Origin of the sequence: Bacillus sp. FSL M8-0350 (genome assembly GCF_038593345.1) — a bacterium.
In the GTDB taxonomy this organism is placed as follows: Bacteria; Bacillota; Bacilli; order Bacillales; family Bacillaceae; genus Bacillus; species Bacillus safensis.
This window is the reverse complement of the sequence record NZ_CP151985.1, coordinates 3329454-3354458: the sequence shown is the minus strand read 5'-3', so window position 1 is coordinate 3354458 and position 25005 is coordinate 3329454. Positions and strand designations below refer to the sequence as shown.

Genomic DNA, 25005 nt, shown 5'->3' with positions numbered 1-25005 from the left:
TTTATTCCATTGTACACATATTTAAATGTAATGGTAAAAATAAAAAAACATAGAAATTTAACAGTAAACATGCTAAATTTAGATAAGATTATCCGGTACTGTAAAAATGCTGAAAATAATATAGAGGTGCTTCAATGTACAAACTTTATCATAATTTTATTGAAATTCTTAATTTAGATGAACAAAAGCTAGTGTTATATATTGATGACATAGAGAAGTTATGTACTTTTGAATTTAAAGAGCTAATTGTAAACGAATCAAAGAGGATTTGTGAAATTGATGTAAAGGATCAGATGATTTTTGAATCTTCAATAGATCATTCTAATGAAATGATCTATCTTTATTCTAAGGATCAGAACTTGTATATTGTCAAAGAAAGTTCTGACATTCTTCAACCAAATCAAATACATCCTATTGACATTAACAATCAATTTGAAGATATATATGTCAAACAATTAGGGTTAGACCGCTATGGCTTATATAGAGGCGAAGAGGAACTATTATTATTCTCAGGGCTTCTGAACGTTGATGAGATCAATCGGAATTATAAAATGGATTTGAAGATTCACGGGGCAGAAAGAAGATTTGTAGACATCTCCTTTATCCAATATATTCCCTTCAACTTTGTTGTTACGTATGATTGCCAAAATAAAGAACTAAATGTAAGGAAAATTTTGTTTGATGTGATGCAGGAACATAAAGATATTGAAGTGACTGTGAATAATCGTAATCAAATCAAAATTTTAAATAAGGTGACTGAGCAAAAGAAAATCGTCAACTTTAGACTTGTTCCTAGATATCAGCCGCTCAAAGTTTTTGGTAAAGATACATTAGAGCAATTCAAAGAAGATAACATCCTCAATATTTTGGTGATTAATAAACAAAGGTATTACATATATGTAAGAACGAATGGTGTTTACTTAGTAAGAGGAAACCCTTATCTTGTTACAAAACATACATCAAGACTACGTATTTTTAGTTTGTTTAATAGCTTTTATGTTTATGGAAGACTGACACATTACGCGTATAATTCAGACCAAAAGTATGAATATCTGTACATTAGAAATTCTGATCATCAGGTGGCGAAATTTATAAGGCCATTTAGAAAGATCAAATTCTTAAAAAGATATGGTTTCTTTAAAATTTCGTTAAATGATCTTGACTTAGACAGCAGAATCCATAATAACTTATTCGTTGGAAATGATAACCGAATTATCCATAGTTTAAGGCTGAAAAAAAGAGATAAAAAGGTGAAAACATATATCACGAAAAAGAATGGGGACAAGCTTCAAGTACTAAGAACAAATCTATTTGGAAATGTGACATCTACCATTATTCCTTATTCACAGGAATATTCTTTATTTAGTAAAGTAAAAATAAAAATAGCGAGTATCTTATCATCATTCTATAAAGACAAGAATTATCGTGTGAATTTGTTTTTTGAGAAAAAGAGTGATAAAGCAGATGAATCCGCTATTAGAGTGTATGACTATGTACAAGAGAATTGTCAAACAGACTCAAGAAATTACTTTATTCTTAATAAGAAATCAAGTGCTTATCCGGCACTTAAAGCTAAGTATGGAAAGGGAATCATTCCGAAATATAGTCTGAGACATTATTTAAGTATCTTCAATGCCAGCTATTTTATTTCAAGTGAGTTATCTAACCATGTTCTGAACGATAGATTATATATTGATCATCTTAGAGAGAGAATTATGAGCGTACCACTTGTCTTTTTGCAGCATGGAATAATGTTTGCGAAACCAGTTGATAATCCAATGGCCTTTGGATTCCATAAAGACAAGAACCAATATAATATTTATAAATCAGTCATCAGTTCTGAACTAGAGGCTGGTGAATTCTACAAAATGAAATATGACCGTGAGGATTTGATTTTGACAGGCCTCGCAACTTTTGATCATGCCAAATTAGTAGACGGTGCAGATAAGATCGCCTTTATGCCAACTTACCGCTATTGGGAAGAGGGGCTAATATATACAAATAGAATTGAAGAAACATCTTACTATAGAGTTCTGATTAAAATCATTAAAAGCTTTGAAGAAGCAGGTCTTCTTGATCGTCTGTTAATTGTACCGCATAACAAATTTTCTCAGTACGTTTATCAAAACCTGCCTCAGTATAAACATATTATTTCTGATAATCCATCAGAAGCGTTAAAAGTATCAAAGGTGTTTATCACTGATTACTCTTCTGCTATTTATGATGCACAATATAGAGGAGCATACCCTATTTTTTATTGGGAAGAAAAAGATTACTTGATTAGACAGTATAAAGCGATTCCTCCTGTAAACGAAGAAAATGCACCAGGACCGATTGCATATAATACTCAAGAGCTTATTCGTATTGTCAAACATGCGATTGAGAATGAGTATGTCGTGGAAGATGAATATAAAGAAAAATACTTGAAAATTAACAGCTTTAACGATAATCAAAATACGAAAAGAATTACAGATTTCTTAAAAGAGCATCAAATTATCTAATGTCTTATGCCCCCTGAATCTATGATTGAAAGGATTCAGGGGTTTTTTGTCTTCTAGTTTGACGTGCATGACTTTTGTTATAAGATGAAATGTGTATCGTTATCTGTTACAATTATGAGCGGTGCTTTTTAAAAAAGTAATCCCAAAAACTTATATCTAAGGAAGATTAGAATGAACGCAATGTTGACGATACTAAAGGAGCAAATCAGCTCATTTCCGCTGATTATGCGACTTGCTGTTTATGAAACAAAATCAAAATATCAGATGAATTATTTAGGTGTTTTATGGCAGTTTTTAAATCCATTGATTCAAATGCTGGCTTACTGGTTTGTTTTTGGTATGGGTATTCGCGGAGGACAGCCAATTGTCATTGGCGGCGTGGAGGTTCCATTTATCATCTGGATGCTTGCTGGATTAATCCCTTGGTTCTTCATTAGTCCGACCATTCTTGATGGATCAAACAGTGTGTTTAAACGCATTAATATGGTATCGAAAATGAATTTTCCGATTAGTGCGCTGCCGTCTGTGGTGATTATGTCCAACTTGTTCAGCTACTTTGTTATGATGGGTGTCTATCTGATTGTGCTGATTTCCTATGGCATCTACCCTGACGCGCATTGGCTGCAATATATATACTATCTTATTTGTATGATCGCGTTTATGTTTTCGTTTAGTTTGTTTAATTCCACGATTAGTGTACTCGTGAGAGACTATCAATTTCTTTTACAATCCGTGACACGATTACTTTTCTTTTTGCTGCCGATTTTTTGGAATATTTCAGAGAAACTTACTGGAGATAAGGCGTGGATTGGAGATATTTTAAGACTGAACCCTCTTTTCTACATTATTGATGGTTTTAGAAATAGTTTGTTAAAGGGAGAATGGTTCTTCCATGATGTCAAATATACACTTTATTTTTGGCTGATCACGCTTCTTCTTTTAACAGTCGGTTCATTGCTTCATATGAAATTTAGGGATAAATTTGTCGATTTTCTTTAAAAAGTAAGGAGATTATACGATGAAACTAAAGGTTTCGTTTCGAAACGTATCCAAGCAATACGTCCTATATAAAAAGCAGTCAGATAAGATTAAAGGGCTGTTTTTTCCTAATAAAAATGAAAAAGGTTTTTTTGCTGTCCGTGATGTGTCCTTTGATGTCTATGAAGGCGAGACAATTGGTTTTGTAGGGATTAACGGGTCTGGAAAATCGACAATGTCGAACCTTCTAGCGAAAATCATTCCACCGACAAGTGGTGAAATTGATATGGACGGCCAGCCTTCGTTAATTGCCATTGCAGCAGGGCTGAACAACCAATTAAGCGGAAAAGACAACATTCGTTTAAAGTGCTTAATGATGGGGCTGACGAATAAAGAGATAGACGAGCTTTATGAAAAAATCGTAGAGTTTGCGGATATTGGTGACTTTATTGACCAGCCGGTTAAGAGCTATTCAAGCGGAATGAAATCACGCCTTGGCTTTGCCATTTCAGCGCATATCGATCCAGATATCCTGATTATTGATGAAGCACTGTCTGTTGGAGACCAAACCTTCTATCAAAAATGTGTGGACCGCATTACAGAATTCAAGGAACAAGGAAAGACGATCTTTTTTGTCAGTCACTCCATTAGCCAAATCCAAAAAATCTGTGATCGGGTGGCTTGGATGCATTATGGTGAGCTTCGTATGTTTGATGATACGAAAAAGGTCGTGAAGGAATATAAGGAGTTTGTTGACTGGTTTAACAAGCTTTCCAAGAAAGAGAAAAAAGAATATCAATTGAAACATAAAGAAGGCCGCAAAGGCGTACAGAAGACAGAAAAGGTGTCTCGTTATCAAGAGAACGGCAAACGGCGTTCATTGTTTGGCCCCGCATTTCAAGTGACAGTTTTAGCGGTCTTAACGCTATTGCTAGCCTTATCGATGTTTTCAGATCGCCCGCTTCGTACATTGGCGACATTTGGCGCAATCCCATCAGATAAGACAGAAGCGCCTCAGTCGAAGAACCCGCAGACCAAAGGAGCACCTGATATGAAAAAGGTGGATCAACAGCTGATAGTCACGGCAGATCCACTTACGGTTTACAAAGACCAAGCCATGAAAAAAAAGGCCGATGTCACTTTGCCATTTGGACTAGAAGTACAGGCTGTGGCTGAAAATAAACAAACCGTTCAAATTAAAACAGCGTCAGAAACGTATTTTGTTAAACCTGCTGCGCTTCAAAATGCAGAGGAATTAAAGTCATTATCTATTAGGCCAGGACAGTTTAATTCCTATGTATCGCCTGCATCGGCAGGTTCGTATGAGTATTTACTGTCTTTCCTTGGAAAAGAAGAATCTGTGCTGAAACAGAGAATGCAAACGCTGAGTTCAGTGAAAAATGACCAAGGAGATACGATTGAGCGATTGACCACAGAGAAAACCGACTATGTCATTCAAAATGGTCATGCAAACACGATTGTGTTTCGCGGCATTATGCCAATCTCTCCTTCCACACTTGGGCTGACTGAACAAAATGTCTGGATGAATGAGAAACGAACAAAATTCGCAGTGAAGGGCGAAAACAACCTGTTTGTCATTGATAATGAACAGCATACACTGACTATTTCAGTCATTAAATAAAAAAGCTGCCGATGCCGGCAGCTTTTTTTAATTCACTTCTTCTTTTTCGAGAAGCTGTTTCATAAATGGAATGAGTTTCTTTTTCAATTCTTCATCCTGAAGAGCAAACTCAAGCGTCGTTTCAATGAAGCCTTGCTTCTCGCCGACATCGTATCGTTTTCCTTCGAAATCATAGGCGAAGACGCGCTGGATGTCATTCAGCTTTTGAATGGCATCTGTCAGTTGAATTTCTCCGCCTGCACCAATCTCTTGCTGATCGAGGTACATAAAGATCTCTGGCGTGAAAATGTAGCGCCCTAAGATGGCTAGGTTCGATGGTGCTGTTCCTTGCGGCGGCTTTTCAACAAAGTTTTTGACTTGGTAGCGGCGTCCTTCTTGTGTAAGAGGATCAATGATCCCGTAGCGATGCGTATCGCTGTCTGCTACTTGCTGAACACCGATGACAGATGAAAGGGTTTTTTCGTATTCATCCATCAGCTGGCGAAGCCCAGGCGTTTCGGCTTGCACAATGTCATCACCTAATAAAACAGCAAAAGGCTCATCGCCAATAAAGTTACGTGCGCACCAAACGGCGTGTCCAAGTCCTTTCGGCTCTTTTTGACGTATGTAATGAATGTCAGCAATGTTAGAGGATTTTCTCACTTTTTCTAAAAGCTCGCTCTTTCCTTTTTCCTCAAGGTTGCGCTCTAACTCTGGTGCAAAATCAAAATGATCCTCAATGGCTCTTTTTCCTTTTCCGGTGACGATAATAATGTCTTCAATTCCTGATTCAACAGCTTCTTCAATAATATATTGAATGGTTGGTTTATCAACGATTGGGAGCATTTCTTTAGGCATCGCTTTTGTTGCAGGGAGGAAACGTGTCCCAAGACCTGCAGCTGGTATAATGGCTTTACGTACTTTTTTCAATGAACTTTGCACCTTCCTTACATAGATAACCGATTTCATATTTCAATGTTTGTTCTTGGTCGTCTGTTTAAAGTGTAACTTACAAATCATAGGAAAGACAAATGATTTCACTAAAATGACTTTTAGATAATTCATATTTTATATGTTAAATGTAAAGGTAAGAGAAATTTAACGTTAATTCAATGTAAATTTCTTTTTTTATATCATTAATTTTATCCTCCCAATTGTGTATAATTGAAAGTACTATACTAGGAAAGAGGCATAAACAAGTGAAAAAACTAAATGTAATGACTATTTTCGGTACTAGACCTGAAGCAATCAAAATGGCACCACTTGTCCTTGAACTGAATAAACATCCACAGATAAATTCGATTGTTACTGTAACAGCTCAGCATAGAGAAATGCTTGATCAAGTCCTTGAGGCTTTTTCTATTACGCCAGATCATGATTTAAACATTATGAAGCAGCGCCAGACATTATCTGAAATCACATCAAATGCACTCTTGAAACTAGATCAACTATTTCAAGAGGAAAAACCTGATATTGTCCTTGTTCATGGAGACACAACAACAACCTTTGCAGGAAGCTTGGCCGCATTCTACCACCAAATTTCAGTCGGTCACGTTGAAGCGGGTTTAAGAACACACAATAAATACTCGCCGTTCCCTGAGGAATTGAACCGACAAATGACAGGTACGATTGCCGATATTCATTTTGCTCCTACAAATGAGGCAAAGCAGAATCTTTTAATTGAAAATAAAAAAGAAGAGACGATTTGTGTGACGGGGAATACTGCGATTGATGCGTTGCAAACAACGGTTACAGAGCAGTATCAACACCCTATTTTAGAGAAAATAGGCACAGATAAAATGATTTTGTTAACGGCTCATCGCAGAGAAAATCTCGGCCAGCCGATGAAAAACATGTTTAGAGCGATTAGACGTATTGTAGAAGAGTTTGAAGATGTTCAGGTTGTATATCCTGTACATTTAAACCCTGCTGTTCGTGATGCGGCTCAAACAGAATTCAGTGATCTTGATCGTGTGCACTTAATTGAGCCGCTTGAAGTCGTTGATTTCCATAACTTCGCTGCTGCCTCACACTTTATATTAACGGATTCTGGGGGTGTCCAAGAGGAGGCGCCTTCTCTAGGGAAGCCAGTATTAGTTCTGCGCGATACAACAGAACGCCCTGAAGGTGTGAAAGCTGGCACGCTTAAGCTCGCGGGTACAGATGAAGAGACCATTTACAACATGGCAAAACAGCTGTTAGTCGATCAGAAAGAGTACGACAACATGTCGAAGGCGTCTAATCCATATGGTGATGGACAAGCGTCAAAACGAATTGTCGAAGAGCTTCTCCATCGTTTTGGATTAAGTGAAGAAAAACCAGTTCCATTTCAATCATAAAAAAAGAAGACTACATTTCTGTAGTCTTCTTTTTTACTGCTCCAAACTTTCCTTCAATTCCTTCTTCACATTCGCAAGACTGCTGTCATCAAGCTGGTAGTAATAAATGTTATTGATACGTGTGCCTGATCCTTTCAGCTCGTGCTGCTCCACATGCTGTCTTGCATCACGATAATCATTCATCATCATCCACATATCGTCAAATGACATGTTTGTCTTCATATTATTTTCCACGACTTTGAACATATCGCCGAATTTCGTAATAGATGAAATGTTGGCACCTTTTGCAATGATTCCTTCAATGACCTGGCGCTGTCTTTGCTGACGTCCGAAGTCACCCTTTGGATCTTGCTTTCTCATTCTTGTGTAGGCAAGGGCTTGATCGCCATTCAGGTTAATTTCTCCTGTACCAAATGAATGGCCGTCATAGCTAAATGCAAACGTGCTATTTACTGTAATACCGCCAAGTGTATCAACAATATCCTTGAAGCTTTCCATATTGACTTTAACGAAGTAATCAACAGGTACATCAAGCAGTTCCTCTACAGTATCTGCTGCCATTTGTGTACCGCCAAATGCATAGGAGTGGTTGATTTTATCCATTGTGCCTTTTCCGACAATCTTCGTATACGTATCACGCGGGATGCTCACCATCTCGGTCGTTTTTGTTTTCGGATTTACTGTCATGTATATTAATGTATCTGCACGGCCTCGGTCATTTTTTCGTTCATCGACACCCATGACTAAAATAGAAATCGGGTCTTTCTTACTTAAATCGACATCTTTGTCACGCTTATCTGACTTCTTTAAATTTTCTTGAATGCCTGCGACGGTCGATGCTGCTGTGTTCCAAAGATGATATGCGTATCCGCCAGTTGCTAATACGAATAAGCCAATAATCGATAAAACAATCCAAAGAACCTTTTTCTTCTTTCTTTTTCTTTCAGCTCTCATAATGTCCCTCACCTTTTCTATGATTCTTCCATGATTATAGGTTTACGAATCTTGATAAACAAGTTATTTTTTTACTCTGAACCTAGATATAGACGTTGTAACAAAAAAAAGGTTTCAAAAAACCTTAAATTTACCTTAAAATAATAACTTATAAGACGATACAAAGACATGAGGTGAAAAAAATGAAGAAAATCGTCGTTTTACCGTTCTTAATACTGCTACTAGGTATCGTGCTCACAGCATGTGGAACGGCCGAGCAGTCCTCAGGAGAAAACAAGACAAGCAGTTCAACTCCTCAGGTACTGGAAGAGAAAGCTGAATTTATTGGAATGGCTGATGCACATACAGTCGAAGTGAAAAAAGTGAATACGACCCTAAGCTATGAATTTACGGATAATTTTAAAGATGTGTTAAATGAATTTAAGCCAGGAGACACAGTAGAAATCTCTTACTTTATTAATGACAGTGGTCAAAAGGAAATCCAGAAGATTGAAAAACAGAAGTAAAAAAGATGGGCGGGATGAACAAAATTGAAGAAAACAGGCGTTACACTAATCGTTCTCATGATACTGACTCTACTAGTTGCACCCTTTCAGTCTGCCATGGCAAGCTCGGCAATTTCAGTGAAATTGTCTAATTATGTCGGAAACAAAACAAGCATGGATATTTCAACAACTGGGGAATACAAGCTATCAGGATCGAATGTTGCTGTGACGAAAAGATATGATGGCAAAAATAGATACGAAGTAGCCAACAGTATTGCATCTGCAGGATGGAAAAATCCATCAACTGTTGTCATTGTGAGCAGAGATGCGTTTGATCATGCGATTTCTGTATCACCGTTAGCATACAAACTGGGCGCACCTATTTTGTATACGAATATTGAAAAGCTGACGAAAACAACAGAAAACCAGCTGAAGAAAATGAAGCCGGATAACATTCTGATTGTCGGAAATACGAAAAGCATTTCAACAGCTGCTGAGAAGTCTATTAAAAAGTATGGCAAAGTCAGACGTATTAGTGGAAAAGATAAGTTTGAAATCTCCCAAAAAATCGCAAAAGAAATGGGTAACTATAAGCAAGCTGTCGTTGTCGGCGGGAACTCATTTATGAATGGGATTGCCATTGCATCCTACGCATCGAGAAAGGGATACCCTATCCTGTTAACAAAAAAAGATTCCATTCCGTCTTATAGAATGCCAAGTAAAGTGATCATCATCGGCAGTACGAAAAGTACTGGACAAAAAGTTGAAAATCAAATCAAAAAAACCTCACAGGTGACAAGAATCAGCGGGGCCAATCGCTATGAATTATCTGTGAATATTATAAAGAAATTAAATATTAATGCAGATAAAGTTTATTTGGCAAAAGCCTCTAGCTATATTTATGCGATGCCGCTGTCGCAATTGGCTGCAAAATCTAACAGTACGGTTGTGTATGTGAAACCCGATTCTGTCACAGCGTCTTTAAAAGCACTGCTGAAGGAAAAAGGTACATATGCTTATCATCTTGCTGGCAGCACAAGTGCAATTAAAGATAGCTTGAAAAATTCATTAGCCAAACAAGTCTATCTGAAAAAAAATCAAAACTACCAATTGAATATTTCTAACGGAAAAATTTCATTAAAAGGCATAAAGACGTATAACACAGTAAGAGTTGTTCCTGAGAAATATTCAACAAAAAATGTCCTTCAAATTGCAGGAAAGCCGTATTTAGGCAGCGTAAACTTTGCAATTGAATCAGGGTATATCAGGCCGACTCTCGAAAATATTCCATTTGAAGACTATTTAAAAGGTGTAGTGCCAAATGAAATGCCTGCAAGCTGGAATGTTGAAGCGTTAAAAGCACAGGCAGTTGCCGCTAGAACGTATTCGGTGAAAAGTATTGGAAAAGTCGTCCCTGATACAACAGCCTTCCAAGTATATGGAGGATATAACTGGTACACAAATTCGACAAAAGCTGTCGATGCCACAAAAGGAAAGGTTCTGAAATACAACAATCAGCTTATTTCAGCAACCTATTACTCTAGCAATGGTGGTTATACAGAGGCGAGTGAAGAAGTATGGGGAAATGCACTGCCATACTTAGTGGCCAAAAAGGATCCAAAAGATCCAGTCAATCCATGGACACTGAAACTCTCTAAGAAACAGCTGGGCACGACATTGACTGCCAGCACAGCAGCATCTGAGTGGTCTAAAGCAAAAGAGATAAATGCAGCTGACCTTGCCGGCCTGAAATCATGGCTGCTCAAAAACAAAGAAACTGCTGCATCTGATATGAAAATCGCATCGATCTCAAGCCTGACGTTCTCAGGGAAAACAAAAGGCCAGCGTGCGAAGACGGTATCGATCAAACTGACATACCATCTGAAAAACAAAACAGGCACATATTCGGTAAACAAAAGCACAACGGCAAGTATGAAGATGACCGAGTTTCGATCAGTCATGGGCGCAACAAAGGTGAAAAGCACGTTTGCGTCAGTCAAAAACAACACAAATGACTTCACGATTTCAGGAAAAGGATATGGCCACGGCATTGGTATGAGCCAATACGGAGCCAAAGCGAGAGCTGAATCTGGAAACTCGTATTCTTCCATACTCTCGTTCTACTATCCAGGTACAAAACTAACAAACTATTAAAAGGTAAAAGGAGGACATAGAAGATGCGCTCATTGATGAAAACAGCCATCCTCAGCCTCATCGCCATTTTCGTTATCGTTCCAACAGCATTGGCAGACAATTCAGTCTCAAGAATTGATGGCGGGAGCAGATATGCTGTAGCGGCAAACGTAGCGAAAAAAGGATGGGGAACTGCAAGTACAGTCGTTTTAGTAGGGAAAACTGCGTATGCAGATGCAACAGCAGGAATTCCACTTGCATACCAAAAAAATGGACCAGTTCTTTACACAAACAGTAAAAGTCTTTCGGGTGATACAAAAAAAGCCTTAACTTCATTAAAAACAAAGACGGTAATCGTTTTAGGCAGCACATCAAGTGTGTCAAACAACGTGGTCAACCAAGTGAAGAAAATGGGCATCTCCACACAGCGTATTTCAGGAAAAAACCGATATGAGCTATCTGCCAATATCGCGAAAAAAATGAAAAAGCCAGCAGGCGTCGTTGTCGTTGAGGGTTCTTTCTATGCACATGGGATTGCGATTGCACCTGTAGCAGCTCAAAAAGGATTCCCAATTCTATACACAGATAAAAAGGGACTTCGTTCTGAAATCGCTTCTGTTGCAAAAGCAAGCAATGTGAAACAAACCATTGTAGTCGGCGGAGAGAATTACGTCACAAAAGCAGCTTATAACCAATTGAAATCACCAACGCGGATCAAAGGCTCGACTCGTTATGATGTCGCGGCAAATATTGTGAAAAAGTACAATATGAGTGTCAATAATACCTATGTAGGAAGAGGATTTGGTTACGCCACTTCATCTTCTGCTGCAGGCATTGCAGCGAAGCAAAACAAAGCATTGCTTCTAACGAATGAAAAGACGCTGCCAAAAGTAACGAGAGCAACAGTGAGCAGTAAGAAAATCACCAAATTTACTGTCGTAGGCAGTACAAATACAGTGACACCAACTGTTGTGAACCAGCTGAAAAATCCGGCTGTTGGGAAAAAAGTATTCATTGATCCAGGTCATGGTGCGCATGATTCAGGAGCTGTAGGATACGGATTATATGAAAAGAATTTGAATTTAGATGTAGCAAAGCGTTTAAATACGAAATTAAACAACGCTGGTGCACTTGTGACCATGTCAAGAACATCAGACACATTTGATAGTCTTCAAACACGAGTGAGCAAAGGTGCGTCAGCAAATGCAGATATCTTTATCAGTGTCCATGCGAACTCAAATGATAACAGCAGTGCAAATGGAACAGAAACGTATTATGACAAAACCTATGCGGCTGCAAACAGCCTGAAGCTGGCGCAAAACATCCAGCCTAAAATGGTCAGCGCACTAGGTACAAGAGACCGTGGTGTGAAAACAGCTGGCTTCTACGTCATTAAATATTCTAAGATGCCGAGCGTTCTTTTAGAAACTGGTTTTGTTTCCAGTCCAGTTGATTCAAACATCTTGAAATCTGCTACGTATAAAGATCGATTAGCGTCAGGCATTTCAAGCGGTGTGTCAGGTTATTTTAGATAAGAAAACACAAACCTGAGGGGTGCCTCAGATACTCCTCTTAGGCTGCTCGAGAACGTCCTCGGCAGCCTTTTTTCCAAAGTCCATGAAGCATCCTGGGTGAAGGGTTCAAACCAAGGAGGTTGACTTCATGCGTTTTGATATCAAATGTATGTTACTGATTGCTATTTCACTATGTTTATATACACCATCCGTTTTTGCTCAGCACACTGTATCGAGGATAGAAGGAAGCAATCGGTATGAGGTAGCGGTAAATACCGCGAAAAGGGGCTGGCAGGAAGCGCCTGCCGTTGTTCTTGTGGGCGGTGATGCTTATGCAGATGCCCTGAGTGCTGTGCCTTATGCTTACCAGCAAGGGGCCCCAGTCCTGTTAACGAATGCTGGCAGTCTTTCAGGTGCTGTAAAGACAGGGTTGCAGCAGCTGAAGACGAAGCGTGTAACGATTCTTGGCGGGACTGCAAGTATTTCTGAAAACATCGTGAAGCAGCTAAAAGCGATGAATCTATCCGTTTCCCGTATTCAAGGAAAGAACCGCTATGAATTGGCGGCAAATGTGGCTAAGCACATGAAGAGTGCTAGTGCGGCTGTCGTCGTGAATGGTTCTGCTTATGCTGATGCTGTCGCGATTGCTCCGTACGCTGCCAAACAAGGCTATCCCATTTTATTAACAGATGCGAAAGGACTGCGCGAGGAAACAGCCAATCTATTAAAAAACAAAGCAGTCAAGCGGACTATTGTGATCGGCGGAGAAGCAAGTGTCAATAAAACTGCTTTTCAAAAGCTTCCCTCACCAGTCAGAATAAGCGGAGCCAATCGGTATGAGGTGGCTGCCCAAATTGCTAAAACGTATCCAATGAAGACAAGCCAAATATTTATGAGTCATGGGTATGCCTATGCAGATGCAGCCGCTGCGGCAAGTATAGCAGCGAAACAGGGACAAACCCTTCTTCTCACAGATGCTCAAACGGTGCCGGATGCTATCAGAAAAGTCATTGGGGCCAAACAGATGTCAGCATTTTCTGTGGTAGGCGGAACATCAACCATTCAATCAAATGTCATCACACAGTTGAAAAATGCGGTGTTAGGCGAAACAATTTTTATTGATCCAGGTCATGGTGCGCAAGATGCTGGAGCGGTAGGGAATGGGCTGCTTGAAAAGAACATCAATTTAGAAGTAGCATTAAAGCTGCGGTCAAGGCTTCACCAGGCGGGTGCCCTTATTGTCATGTCGAGAACTTCTGATACATTTGACTCCTTGCAGACACGTGTCAGTAAAGGAGCCCAGGCAAGTGCTGATATATTCATCAGTATCCACGCCAACGCAAATGATAACAGCGGTGCGAATGGAACAGAGACGTATTATGATACAACAAATGCGGCTGCTCATAGTGTCAAGCTGGCACAACAGGTGCAGCCCCGAATGGTCAGTGCCCTTGGAACAAAAGATCGCGGAGTGAAAACAGCAGGGTTCTACGTCATCAAATATTCTAGAATGCCGAGTGTTTTGCTAGAAACCGGCTTTGTAACAAGTCCAATCGATGCGAGTATTTTAAAATCTACTGCTGCAAAGGATCGGTTGGCTTCTGGAATTGCAACGGGTGTGTCCAACTACTTTGACGTAAAATGAATCATGAATGATGTGTCAAGTTAAAAATACATTTCATTTTTGGTTATGTTTGTTATAATTGAAACATAGAAGGTGAATGGTTTACACATAAATCTTCAAACGACAGCAAACCGACAAATCATGAAGAGGTGACGATCTTGAAAAAATTAATCACAATGCCGTTTCTAGTATTGCTTCTAGGAGTATTGCTCACAGCGTGCGGCACAACAAATCAATCAAGCGATAACAAAAAGGATGACAGCAAAAAAGAAACAACTGAAGCAGCCGATCAAAACAAAGATAAGGCTGCGGACGAAAAATCAGAAGATCAATCATCAAATGAAAAAGCAGATGATCAAAGTAAAGAAACAGCTGCTCAAAAAGAAGAGCCGGCAAGTCAATCTGATGAAGAGGCAAAAGACAGCTCAAGCAAAGAAATTACAAAAGGAGAACCTGCTAAAGACCAATCAAAAGCTGACTCAAAAGGTGACTCTAAAACAAAGAAAGAATCAACGACTAGTAAGAAAAATGAAATCACCAAAGAAGGCACATATGTCGGTTTGGCTGATGGACATACAATTGCTGTCAACATTGATGGAAAAGAAGTAGCTATTCAATTCGGAAATACATTTTCTAAACAAGTGAACAGCTTAAAAGAAGAATCAAAAGTGAAAGTAACCTATACAAAAGATGCAAACGGAACACTTCGATTGAAAACGATCGAAACTGTAAAAGCAAAATAAAGAAAAGACCCGGAGACCCGCAGAATTGCGGGTCTTTTTTACGTTCAAAAGGGCATAATTTGATATAAGTGCACATTCTTAACACAGTTTTACAAGACTTAACAGCGCATTTACATTTGCTTAATGTTGCTCTGCTAAACTGACTTTCATAGAACATCTCTTTACACAACAACTACTTTGAATGGTGAGGTGCAGGTCAGTGAGTGCAGAGAAAGCGATGAATCTTTACAGAGAATATGAAGTGAGACGAAATCACTCTTTTGCCTTAACAGAACATATGGTTCGTTATTTATTTGCAAAACGTTTCATAGATTTAATGTTCTCGTTCATCGGATTGATGTTGAGTACGCCAATCATTTTGCTGTTTGCTCTTTTGATTAAGCTGGAAACACCAGGGCCAGCCTTTTATATGCAGGAAAGGGTTGGGAAAGACGGTGTTTACTTTAAATTATGGAAGCTCAGATCGATGAGAACTGACGCAGAAAGCGGAGGAGCGAAATGGGCTCAAAAAAATGACCCTCGAATTACCAAAGTGGGGGCATTCATCCGTAAAACAAGAATTGATGAACTTCCGCAATTTATCAACGTGTTAAAAGGAGAAATGAGTATCGTAGGCCCTCGTCCAGAAAGACCGATGTTTACCGCAGAATTTAATCGGACGATTCCAGGCTTCACAAAAAGGTTGGCGGTAAAGCCGGGGCTGACAGGTCTTGCTCAAGTAAATGGCGGATATGAAATGAGTCCAAGTGAAAAATTAACACATGACTTACAGTATATTCAAAACTTGACATTTTCTCTCGACACGAAGATTATGGTAAAAACGTTAAAAGTCATCATGACTGGTGACGGAGCCAGATAAGTAAAGTAGGGAAGAGAAATGGCAAGTATGAAAAAACGCATGCTAGGCGGGGCAAAATGGACAAGCTTGTCCGCATTGATCATCACCATTATCCAAATCGCACAGTTCGCCTTTTTAGGGAACGTGATGACACTCAAGGAGTTTGGACTTGTTGGCATGATCACAACTGTCACAATATTTACGCAGATTTTACTAGATCTAGGAATTGGGGCAGCAATCATTCAAAAGGAACAAACGACAGAACGTCAATTATCTACATTATATTGGATTAACCTGCTCACAGGGATTATCTTGTTTTGTCTGCTCATTCTGCTAAGCCCAATGATAGCCGCTTTTTATAACCGGCCAGAGCTAGAAGGTCTGCTCAAGCTATTATCGATCATGTTTCTAATTGCACCGATTGGCCAGCAGTACCAGTATATGATGCAAAAAGACTTAGCCTTTAAAACATTAAGCACCATTGAAACCATTGCAACCATCATATCGCTGCTCGTTTTACTCGTTTTCGCCTTCTTCATGAATCCGATTATCGCCTATGTCATTTCTCAAGTGCTGCTGCAATCAGGAAAAGGTCTCATGTATGCAGCGGCTTATTGGAAGAAGTGGCGTCCAGCACCTGTTTTTGCATTAGGAGAGGTGAAGGAATTTTTCTCATTCGGTGCATTCCAGATCGCATCCAGACTGGTCAACCGAGCAGGATCAAACATCGACATGATTTTAATCGGCCGGTTTCTTGGAGCGGAAGCGTTAGGTATTTACAGCTTGGCGTATCAAATTGTGACAATACCCGTGCTGAAGATAAATCCGATTGTGACGAGAGTGGCTTTCCCAGTTTTCGCAAAAAGTCAGCGGGATCACTCCATGCTGCGAGAGGGCTTCCTAAGTATGACGAATATGCTCGCATTGGTTAGTTTTCCATTATTAATCGGCCTTGCTGCCGTATCAGACAGCTTTATTGAAGTCGTGTTTGGAGAGAAATGGCTAGTAGCGGTTCCGGTTCTAAATATATTGTGCATTGTCGGCCTGCTGCGTGTGCTGATGAATCCAAACGGTTCAATACTTCTTGCAAAAGGGAGAGCGGACTTAGCCTTTTATTGGGATACGGGGATGCTTATCGTGTATGGCTGCGCATTATATGCAGGTGTCACTACAGGCAGTCTGCTCACAGTAGCTTGGATCTACTCAGGTGTCAGCCTGCTCAACTTTATTGTCGGCAGATGGCTCATGGCATATGTCATTCAGCTTGATATGAAGGTGTATTTAAAATCACTTGGAAAACCTGCTGTCATGACGCTGCTCATGGCTGTCTGTGCGGTAGCTTTACATCAAGGGATGAAGCTGACGACAGCAGATATTTCACTTCAATTACTACTGACTGTTTGTGTCAGTGCTGCATTGTATGGCTTGCTGCTCATCAAAATGTATCCGCAGGCTGCAGGCAAATTATTGAGAAGAGGTCGTTCGTCATGAAGGTGCTATGGCTGACAAGTGTATATCCTAGTGAAAAACATCCGAGTGAGGGCGTGTTTCATGAAACGCAAGTGCAGGAGCTGCTCAAACAAGGAATAGAAGTGACTGTCATTTGCCCAAATCCAGTGAATCCGCCGGTTTTACGGATGCTGAAGGCATCCTATCGGCAGAAAAGGGATCTGCCTGAACAGGAAGTGAGAAGCGGAGTGACGGTTTACAGACCGCCTTATCCAGCGCTCCCAGGACAGCTGAAATGGGCGCAGCCGAGTAAACGAATAGCGGCTTCCGTTCTCAGAGCAATGCAGCGTCATCAGCTGTCACCAGATTTTATCCATGCGCACTTTGCCATGCCGTCTGGCGGAGCGGCGGCTGTTATTCAGAAAGAAACGAAAATCCCTTATCTTCTGACCTTGCACGGCAGTGATGTGAACGTATATCCGAGCTATAGCAAAGGGGCGAAGGCAGCCTTTGAAACGGCGGTGAGGCAGGCATCTGCTGTTCTGACAGTGAGTGAGGAGCTGGCTAAAAAGACAAATGAGATGACGAAGGTAGAAGCAAAATGTCTTCCGCTTGGTATTCCGCTCCGATCATTTTCCAGAACGGAAGAAGGTCAAGAAGGCATCAGAAAGCACTTAGGTTTACCGCTTCAAGATAAGCTCGTTGTTTTCGTCGGGCGTTTAGTGAAAGAGAAGGGCTTGCTTGAATTAGCTGATGCTGTCAGCAGCATGGATGGAGTGAAAGCAGTCTTTGTTGGAAAAGGCCCCCTTGCAATGGAGCTCACAGAACGGGCGGGAGCATCTATTATACTCCCAGGCCAGGTGCCGAATGAGCAGGTGAGAGACTACTTAATGGCAGCTGATCTGTTTGCACTCCCTTCCTACAGTGAAGGAATGCCAACCGTCGTTCTAGAAGCGCTCGCTTTAAAGGTACCTGTCATTGCAACAAGGGTTGGTGGTCTCCCATCCTTATTTTCAACCTATCAACACCTGCTCGTTGAACCGCGTTCGACGCGTCAGCTGAAAGAGGCGATTCACGCCTGCCTTTATGAAAACAGCTGGAATGAAGAAGTGAAGAACGTTCTTCATGAAATAGTTCATACAGAATATTCATCAGAACATAATGCGAAGCATCTCATCCAGCAATATGAGAAGGTGCTCAATCAACATCCATCGTTTAAACAAGATGAAATGTGCAAAGAATGATAGATAGATAAACAGCTTGGAACGGACAATATGCTTTTACTGAGAGGATGAAAAATGTTGAAGAAAATTGCTGTGATTGGAACAGGTTATGTCGGGTTAGTATCGGGTACTTGTTTTGCTGATATCGGAAATCGTGTCATCTGCTGTGACATTGATGAATCAAAAATCAACAGCTTAAAAAGTGGTGTCGTTCCCATTTATGAACCAGGTTTAAAGGAATTGATTGAAAAGAATACAGAAGAAGGAAGACTGTTTTTTACAACGAATATTCCTGCAGCTATTAGGGAATCAGAGATTATCTATATTGCCGTAGGGACACCGATGACACCACAGGGGGAAGCAGATTTAACGTATGTGAAGGCTGTCGCTCAAACGATCGGTGAACACATGAATGGCTATAAAATCATCGTCAATAAAAGCACAGTTCCCGTTGGAACAGGCCGTCTCGTTCAAGCCATTGTGGAAAAGGCATCGCGCAGCAAATATCCTTTTGACGTCGTATCCAATCCAGAGTTTCTCCGAGAAGGCTCAGCGATTCAAGACACGATGAATATGGAGCGGGCGGTCATTGGTTCGACCAGCACTCATGCCTCTACCATCATCAAAAGACTGCATGATCCGTTTCAAACAGAGGTTGTAGAGACCAACTTAGAAAGTGCTGAAATGATTAAGTATGCTGCAAATGCCATGCTTGCCACAAAAATCTCATTTATTAATGACATTGCAAATATTTGCGAAAGGGTAGGCGCTGACGTTGAAAAAGTCAGTGAAGGAGTTGGATTAGACAGCCGCATCGGGCATAAATTTTTAAAAGCAGGCATTGGATTTGGGGGTTCTTGTTTCCCGAAAGACACGATGGCTCTACTCAAAATTGCCGAAACATCCGGGTATCGTTTTAAGCTGATCGAATCTGTCATTGAAACGAACAACAACCAAAGAGCCCACCTTGTCAGCAAATTGATGAGTGTGTTCGGTGATATTAAAGGAAAAACCATTTCTGTCTTAGGCCTCGCCTTTAAACCGAATACGAATGATATGCGTTCAGCGCCTGCACTAGATATTATCCCAATGCTGAGAGAGCTGGGGGCTTTTGTGAAAGCCTATGATCCGATTGCTTATGTAGAAGCTGAACGTGAGCTTGGCCCGCAGGCGATCTTCAGCAATGATCTGTATGAAACAGTAAAAGATACGGATGCCTGTCTCATCCTAACAGAATGGGATGACGTACAGAAGATGGATAAAGACCAGATCAAGCAGCTGCTTCGTTCACCGATTGTAATTGATGGAAGGAATTTGTTTGATCCAGCAGAAATGAAAGAGAGAGGATTTATTTACCAGTCTATCGGCCGCCCGAGTGTATGGGAAGCAGAATTGGTATCGAAGGCACAATAACAGGGGGAGCTTGGATGAAGAAAGTATTGGTTACTGGGGGAAGCGGATTTATTGGATCACATACGGTTGAGGCTTTACTAGAAAAAGGCTATGAGCCCATCGTTCTTGATAACTTTTCAACTGGATCTCGAGAAAATATTGCCCATCTTTCCGTGCAATGCATGGAGGCAGATGTTACAAAGCCAGCGACGATTGATTTGATCAAACAAATCGCACCGGATTATATCATTCACCTTGCAGCACAAGTAAGTGTAGCCGTTTCCGTTCAGGATTTCGTATATGACGAAGAAGTTAATATAAAAGGATCTCTGCACGTCATAAAAGCCGCGGCTGAAGCGGGAGTGGAGAAAGTGATCTTTGCCTCATCAGCAGCTGTCTATGGAGACCCGGTGTATCTGCCAGTGGACACCGCTCACCGGCTGAAGCCTGGTTCACCATATGGCTTAGCAAAACTGACAGTAGAGCGCTATTTAGAAATGGCAAAATCACTCTATGATGTGGACTATTGTATTCTCAGATACAGCAATGTATATGGTCCGCGCCAAGACGCACTTGGAGAAGGCGGTGTTGTCTCTATTTTCTCTGATAAGTTTGCAAAGGATGAGGCCCCTTTTATCTTTGGAGATGGGGAACAAACAAGAGACTTCATCTATGTGGGTGATCTAGCGGCAGCGAATGTTGCGGCTTTAACAGCCCAATCAAACGTTTGTTTAAATATCTCGTGTGGTGATTCCATCACTGTAAATGAACTGTTTCAAACGATGAAACGGGTAACGAGATCACAGCTTGAACCGATTTACAAGCCGCAGCGTGCAGGAGATATCGTGCATAGTACATTGGCAAATGAGGAAACGAAACAAGTCTTAGCATGGGAGCCTGTTGTGAGTTTACAGGAAGGTTTGGCTCGTACCATTTCCTACTATAAACAGGAAGTCAAGGCTTAATCCCTCAAATCGGATGGGTTGCTTAGGAGGAAAATGGGTATGAGTGTGAAACAAACAGCATGGCAAATCATGATCGGTTGTATATTATTTGCAGCAGGGCTAGGACTTGTACAAATGGCGTCTGCGCAGCCCGCCGGGTTAAAAAAGATCGTCGCCATTCCGGTCCTGCTTTTGGTTCTGACAGCTTTTCTCGTGTTGATGAAGCTATACATGAACGGTGAGCAAGTGTTCATGTCAGCCATATATCTTTTAATTGCATTGACCTTTCTCAACAACGCTTTCTTTTCAATTAGTGCCGGGTTCTTTAGTCTTTTTCTCTACCGTATCATGCTCATTGCCGCCTTTGCTTTATTTATATGGCGGATGAGAGATAAGGGAACGTACATATCGCAGTGGCAGCAGATTCGTGTAAAAGGCATTCTTGGTTTTTTCGCTGCATGGTTTCTTTACGGGCTTATCTCACTGCTGTGGGCTCACTCGGTGACAGACGGTCTCAAATATATGTCCCTGCTTGCTATGGGGATGGGATTTGTCTTTCTTGTGGTCATGTACATTCAGCGAATGGATCAAGTGGTCACCTTTTATAGCATTTGGCTCGTCATGACTGTATTTGTCATGGGGATAGGGTTTTATAATCACTTTACTTTGAACCATTTACCGAATACTTCACTGTATCTTGGGCCGGCGTATAAACAGCACTATCCTACAGCTGTCTTTTTTAATCAAAATGACTTTGCGACGTTTTTATCGATTAGCTTTTTCTTGTATTTAGCGTGTATGTGGCAAATGAAAAATGGTTATATCAAAGCATTTGGATTATTTGGCGCCATCGCAGCACTGTATCTCATTTTGTTAACAGAATCCCGCGCGAGCCTGCTTGGCATATTTGCAGGAGCGGCCATCTATGTGTGGCTGCTCATGCCGCGCTTTCTCAAAAAGTGGTCACTCATCGCAGCAGGCGGACTTGGTGTCATCTGTATCGCTGTTTTTTCAGCCAAGATTTATTCAGTCTTTTATGACTTGTTTCTCGCTTCTCAGGTCGCGCATTCTTTTAGTGAACCACTCCCATCCAACATTGCGAGAGCGAATTTGATCAAAAATGCATGGCATTTCTTTACGGATTCATACGGGTTTGGTGTCGGAGCGGGGAATGTGTCTTACTACTTAGCCCATTTTTCGATCTTTGATACAGATCAAGTCGTTGAAGTGCACAATTGGCTGCTGGAAGTGATGACGAACTTTGGATTTGCGGTCATGCTGGGCTATATCTCCGTCTACGCTTATCTCATGTTCACGCTGTATAAACAATACCAATGGGCGGACACAAGATCAGCAAAAATGATCATTGAAGGTTTGTTTGCTGCCATGCTGAGCTTTCTCGTTTCAAGTATCAGTCCTAGTTCGGTCTCGAATTTATATTTCCACTGGGTCTTTTTAGGACTCGTAATCGCAGCGGTGAATATGTTGAAAAACAAACAGCTCTTGGTAAACCGTGTGTGATGCTGCGCTGGTATGGCTACACTAATGAAAAAGCAAATACGTCAATGTTGGGAGAATGAACATGTCTGGTTTCATATCTAGAATAGGGAATCGAATCAAAAAGTATATCGTATGGCTCGTGCTGCTGCCTGTCGTATTAGGCGCTTTTGGATTCTTTTTTGCCAAAGGAACAGCGCAGCAGTCTAGTTACACAGCTGCCGTTACCCTCACACTTGGTAAATATGATGACGGAGTGTATAACAATATCGCAGAAGTGACATCTCTATTAAAAAGCGATGCATTTTTGAATGAAGCACTCAGTGATGTTAAAGAAGAAGAAAGGCAGGATGTGAAAAGCCGCCTCATCCTCACCAATCAATCAGATACACAATTACAGCTGTCTTTCACAGATGCTGATAAGGATCATGCTTTAGCTGTCGTGAAGCAGGTGTCGGATACATTTCTGAAGCAAGACAAAGCATTATTTACAAAAAGGCAGCAGGTGATTGAAAGTAGATTATCTGCTCTAGAAGACGAATCTGTCAGCAACGATTCCAAAGTAGATAAAGAACGATTTTTATATGAATTGGAGTCTACAAAGCTTGGAATGAAGCAGGCGAAGATTGTTGATCCTGCCCAAGTTCTTGATGAAGGCAATAAAGGCATGTCAGCGAAAAAGCGGGCACTGCTTGGACTTGTCATTGGCTTTAGCATCTCGCTCATGTTTGTGGTCTTACCCGAAGTGTTCAAAGAATCTTAATGATGAACTGGAGATGAGTCTTAGGTGAACAATCAACCGTTAGTATCAATCATTACACCGGCCTATAATGCGGAACGTTATTTAACGGATACAGTTCATTCCGTCCTTGCCCAAACCTATTCTAATTGGGAACTAATCATCGCAGATGATTGTTCAACAGATGGAACAAGGAAGCTGCTTGGGGACTTAAGTGAAGCAGACGACAGAATCAACGTCATTTATTTAGAGCAAAATGGGGGAGCTGCCATCGCCAGAAACGCAGCCATCAAACAGGCAAAAGGCCGCTTTATCGCTTTTTTAGACAGTGATGATAAGTGGAAAGAGACGAAACTCGAAAAGCAGGTAGACTTCATGCTGACAAACGATTATGCCTTTACATTCACGGCATATGACATCATTGCAGAAAATGGAGAACCGTTAGAAAAAACCGTCACTGCACCAGCAAGATTAACTTATGATGAAGCTTTGAAAAATACCATTATCGGCTGTTTAACGGTGATGCTTGATGTACAGAAGATAGGACATGTAGAAATGCCGAACATCCGCACAAGACAGGATTTAGCTACATGGCTGTCCATATTAAAAAGAGGATTTACAGCCTATGGAATGAGTGAACCGCTCAGTGAATACCGCATCGTTGGAAACTCGATCTCTAGTAACAAGTGGAAAGCAGCGAAAAAAACGTGGTTCGTCTACAGAGAAATTGAGCAGCTTCATTTTGTCAAAGCATCTTGGTGTTTTATGCACTATGCGACAAATGCTGTGAAGAAGCGCTTATAAACAGAAGGGAAAAAAGGTGATAAAGGTGAAAGCAGACTCGATCATACATGTTATCGTAGCGACGGGAGAATGGGGACAGGACGGCCTGAGGTACAGACGGCATCGACTGGCGGAATTTCTAGCATCTGATCCAGAAACGAAAGAGGTCATCTGGGTATGCCCATCTGCATCTGGTCATACAGCTCCCTTTCAGCCCATAACCGATCGAATGAAGCAATTGACCATTCCTGATGTGCTCAAGAGCAAATTTTTCCGCTTTGGCCGATATCAAGACATGTTCTATATTCATAAATTGTCCCCTCTTCTTGAGCATTTGCGGCAGGAAGAAAAGAAGGGAATCGCTGTTTGCTTATGGTATACGTTTCCGGGTTTTCCGCTCTTATCTTCTTTATTTGAATGGAAACATATTGTCTATGATTGCAGTGACCTGTGGGGAGAGCCGATAAGCGGCAAAAATAATTTGCTTTCTTATATGAGACAGCGTGTCATTGTGAAAGCAGAAAATCGAATCATCAAATACGCACACAGCATTACATGTTCTTCTCAATACTTACACGATCAAATCAAAAAGCGTCTCATGGGTGAACCGAAAGATGTCTTTACAGTTGAAAATGGCGTCGAGTACGATGTGTTTGCTAAAAGCAATCTTCCATGTAAGGAGGATGTGCTGCAAGGTAGAGAAGGAACTGTTCTTGGTTTTATTGGAGGCATCAAGCCGAAGCTCGATTTTGACATGATAGCAGAAGCTGCCCGCATGCAGCCTGATTGGACATTTTTATTTGTCGGTCCGGATGGAACAAATGGTGATCCATCTTTTCAGCATGCACTTAAACTGCCGAATGTGATTTGGACAGGTGCTGTTGCACCAGAAGAAGTGCCTGCGTATATGAAGCTGATTGATGTAGGCATGATGCCATACAAACAATCTCCTTACAATCAAGCTGTGTTTCCGCTCAAGCTATATGAATTTTTAGCCGCAGGAATACCGGTTGTTGGTTTAAATCTTCCGTCAACGGAAAGGCTAAAAGAGAATGATGTGTATGAATATTTAGAAGGCGAGGATCCTGCGCTCTTCGTAGAAGCCTGCCAAAAAGTGATCAGCAAAAAAGACGACATGACCTATAGACATCTAAGACAAAGCCGTGCGAAGAAAAAAGATTGGCACGCGCTGTTCACAAACATGGTGGAACTAACGAATATTAAAGAAAACGCATAATTCATCAGGGA

20 protein-coding genes are annotated in these 25005 nt (G+C 40.8%); 18 read left to right on the top strand and 2 right to left on the bottom strand.

Translation table 11 applies throughout. The features are described 5' to 3' along the window. Nucleotides 1–134: 134 nt before the first annotated feature. The 3 genes from NSS80_RS17510 to tagH all read left to right on the top strand — a co-directional run bounded on the left by NSS80_RS17510 (nt 135) and on the right by tagH (nt 5121). On the top strand, nt 135–2501 hold the full coding sequence (locus NSS80_RS17510; RefSeq protein ID WP_046313055.1) for a CDP-glycerol glycerophosphotransferase family protein: 2367 nt from the start codon (nt 135–137) through the stop codon (nt 2499–2501). Nucleotides 2502–2672: 171 nt separating this feature from the next. Then, nucleotides 2673–3500: an ABC transporter permease gene (locus tag NSS80_RS17505; protein ID WP_046313057.1), complete on the top strand. Its 828-nt coding sequence runs from the start codon at nt 2673–2675 to the stop codon at nt 3498–3500. Nucleotides 3501–3519: 19 nt separating this feature from the next. Beyond that, nucleotides 3520–5121, top strand: a complete 1602-nt coding sequence (gene tagH, locus NSS80_RS17500) for a teichoic acids export ABC transporter ATP-binding subunit TagH (RefSeq protein ID WP_046313058.1) — start codon at nt 3520–3522, stop codon at nt 5119–5121. A 27-nt stretch (nt 5122–5148) separates the two neighbouring features. Here the strand turns inward: tagH and galU are convergent, their stop codons facing one another. After that, complete coding sequence (gene galU / locus NSS80_RS17495) at nt 5149–6030, bottom strand: UTP--glucose-1-phosphate uridylyltransferase GalU (RefSeq protein ID WP_008343198.1); 882 nt, start codon at nt 6028–6030, stop codon at nt 5149–5151. 269 nt (nt 6031–6299) lie between these two features. On the opposite strand from galU, the gene wecB reads away from it, so the two are divergent. After that, nucleotides 6300–7439, top strand: a complete 1140-nt coding sequence (gene wecB, locus NSS80_RS17490) for a UDP-N-acetylglucosamine 2-epimerase (non-hydrolyzing) (protein ID WP_039181859.1) — start codon at nt 6300–6302, stop codon at nt 7437–7439. A gap of 33 nt (nt 7440–7472) precedes the next feature. Here the strand turns inward: wecB and NSS80_RS17485 are convergent, their stop codons facing one another. Beyond that, the gene (locus NSS80_RS17485; protein ID WP_046313060.1) at nt 7473–8393 is read right to left on the bottom strand and encodes a LytR family transcriptional regulator; all 921 of its coding nucleotides are present in this window, start codon (nt 8391–8393) and stop codon (nt 7473–7475) included. Nucleotides 8394–8575: 182 nt separating this feature from the next. On the opposite strand from NSS80_RS17485, the gene NSS80_RS17480 reads away from it, so the two are divergent. The 14 genes from NSS80_RS17480 (at nt 8576) to NSS80_RS17415 (ending at nt 24994) form a co-directional block, all read left to right on the top strand. Continuing rightward, the gene (locus NSS80_RS17480; RefSeq protein ID WP_024423640.1) at nt 8576–8899 is read left to right on the top strand and encodes a hypothetical protein; all 324 of its coding nucleotides are present in this window, start codon (nt 8576–8578) and stop codon (nt 8897–8899) included. Nucleotides 8900–8923: 24 nt separating this feature from the next. Continuing rightward, nucleotides 8924–11032 carry a SpoIID/LytB domain-containing protein gene (locus NSS80_RS17475; protein ID WP_046313062.1) on the top strand — a complete coding sequence of 703 codons (2109 nt, stop codon included), beginning with the start codon at nt 8924–8926 and terminating at the stop codon, nt 11030–11032. A 23-nt stretch (nt 11033–11055) separates the two neighbouring features. Continuing rightward, on the top strand, nt 11056–12546 hold the full coding sequence (locus NSS80_RS17470; RefSeq protein ID WP_034281124.1) for an N-acetylmuramoyl-L-alanine amidase: 1491 nt from the start codon (nt 11056–11058) through the stop codon (nt 12544–12546). A gap of 127 nt (nt 12547–12673) precedes the next feature. After that, entirely contained in the window at nt 12674–14170 is a 1497-nt protein-coding gene (locus NSS80_RS17465; protein ID WP_041115565.1) for a cell wall-binding repeat-containing protein, read from the top strand. Between the two features lie 128 nt (nt 14171–14298). Further along, the gene (locus NSS80_RS17460) at nt 14299–14892 is read left to right on the top strand and encodes a hypothetical protein (protein ID WP_235362363.1); all 594 of its coding nucleotides are present in this window, start codon (nt 14299–14301) and stop codon (nt 14890–14892) included. A gap of 199 nt (nt 14893–15091) precedes the next feature. Continuing rightward, on the top strand, nt 15092–15751 hold the full coding sequence (locus NSS80_RS17455) for an exopolysaccharide biosynthesis polyprenyl glycosylphosphotransferase (RefSeq protein WP_034281119.1): 660 nt from the start codon (nt 15092–15094) through the stop codon (nt 15749–15751). An 18-nt stretch (nt 15752–15769) separates the two neighbouring features. Beyond that, a complete protein-coding gene (locus tag NSS80_RS17450; RefSeq protein ID WP_317221803.1) occupies nt 15770–17221 on the top strand; it encodes an MOP flippase family protein in 1452 nt (483 codons plus the stop codon). After that, nucleotides 17218–18423: a glycosyltransferase gene (locus NSS80_RS17445; protein ID WP_317221804.1), complete on the top strand. Its 1206-nt coding sequence runs from the start codon at nt 17218–17220 to the stop codon at nt 18421–18423. The genes NSS80_RS17450 and NSS80_RS17445 overlap by 4 nt, the downstream gene beginning before the upstream one ends. A gap of 54 nt (nt 18424–18477) precedes the next feature. Further along, nucleotides 18478–19815 carry a UDP-glucose/GDP-mannose dehydrogenase family protein gene (locus NSS80_RS17440; protein ID WP_034281112.1) on the top strand — a complete coding sequence of 446 codons (1338 nt, stop codon included), beginning with the start codon at nt 18478–18480 and terminating at the stop codon, nt 19813–19815. A 14-nt stretch (nt 19816–19829) separates the two neighbouring features. Beyond that, nucleotides 19830–20759, top strand: a complete 930-nt coding sequence (locus NSS80_RS17435; protein WP_111926818.1) for an NAD-dependent epimerase/dehydratase family protein — start codon at nt 19830–19832, stop codon at nt 20757–20759. A gap of 39 nt (nt 20760–20798) precedes the next feature. Then, nucleotides 20799–22259, top strand: a complete 1461-nt coding sequence (locus tag NSS80_RS17430; protein ID WP_317221805.1) for an O-antigen ligase family protein — start codon at nt 20799–20801, stop codon at nt 22257–22259. Nucleotides 22260–22320: 61 nt separating this feature from the next. Beyond that, the gene (locus NSS80_RS17425) at nt 22321–22998 is read left to right on the top strand and encodes a hypothetical protein (RefSeq protein ID WP_317221806.1); all 678 of its coding nucleotides are present in this window, start codon (nt 22321–22323) and stop codon (nt 22996–22998) included. A 24-nt stretch (nt 22999–23022) separates the two neighbouring features. Next, nucleotides 23023–23778, top strand: a complete 756-nt coding sequence (locus tag NSS80_RS17420) for a glycosyltransferase family 2 protein (RefSeq protein WP_034281105.1) — start codon at nt 23023–23025, stop codon at nt 23776–23778. Between the two features lie 19 nt (nt 23779–23797). Then, the gene (locus NSS80_RS17415; protein ID WP_025093964.1) at nt 23798–24994 is read left to right on the top strand and encodes a glycosyltransferase; all 1197 of its coding nucleotides are present in this window, start codon (nt 23798–23800) and stop codon (nt 24992–24994) included. Nucleotides 24995–25005: the final 11 nt, after the last annotated feature.

Excerpts from the sequence above, each read along its gene's own strand:
- NSS80_RS17510 (WP_046313055.1), top strand. The coding sequence starts at position 135 with ATGTACAAACTTTATCATAATTTTATTGAAATTCTTAATTTAGATGAA.
- NSS80_RS17505 (WP_046313057.1), top strand. The coding sequence starts at position 2,673 with ATGAACGCAATGTTGACGATACTAAAGGAGCAAATCAGCTCATTTCCG.
- tagH (WP_046313058.1), top strand. The coding sequence starts at position 3,520 with ATGAAACTAAAGGTTTCGTTTCGAAACGTATCCAAGCAATACGTCCTA.
- NSS80_RS17485 (WP_046313060.1), bottom strand. The coding sequence starts at position 8,393 with ATGAGAGCTGAAAGAAAAAGAAAGAAGAAAAAGGTTCTTTGGATTGTT.
- NSS80_RS17480 (WP_024423640.1), top strand. The coding sequence starts at position 8,576 with ATGAAGAAAATCGTCGTTTTACCGTTCTTAATACTGCTACTAGGTATC.
- NSS80_RS17470 (WP_034281124.1), top strand. The coding sequence starts at position 11,056 with ATGCGCTCATTGATGAAAACAGCCATCCTCAGCCTCATCGCCATTTTC.
- NSS80_RS17465 (WP_041115565.1), top strand. The coding sequence starts at position 12,674 with ATGCGTTTTGATATCAAATGTATGTTACTGATTGCTATTTCACTATGT.
- NSS80_RS17450 (WP_317221803.1), top strand. The coding sequence starts at position 15,770 with ATGGCAAGTATGAAAAAACGCATGCTAGGCGGGGCAAAATGGACAAGC.
- NSS80_RS17445 (WP_317221804.1), top strand. The coding sequence starts at position 17,218 with ATGAAGGTGCTATGGCTGACAAGTGTATATCCTAGTGAAAAACATCCG.
- NSS80_RS17440 (WP_034281112.1), top strand. The coding sequence starts at position 18,478 with ATGTTGAAGAAAATTGCTGTGATTGGAACAGGTTATGTCGGGTTAGTA.
- NSS80_RS17435 (WP_111926818.1), top strand. The coding sequence starts at position 19,830 with ATGAAGAAAGTATTGGTTACTGGGGGAAGCGGATTTATTGGATCACAT.
- NSS80_RS17430 (WP_317221805.1), top strand. The coding sequence starts at position 20,799 with ATGAGTGTGAAACAAACAGCATGGCAAATCATGATCGGTTGTATATTA.
- NSS80_RS17425 (WP_317221806.1), top strand. The coding sequence starts at position 22,321 with ATGTCTGGTTTCATATCTAGAATAGGGAATCGAATCAAAAAGTATATC.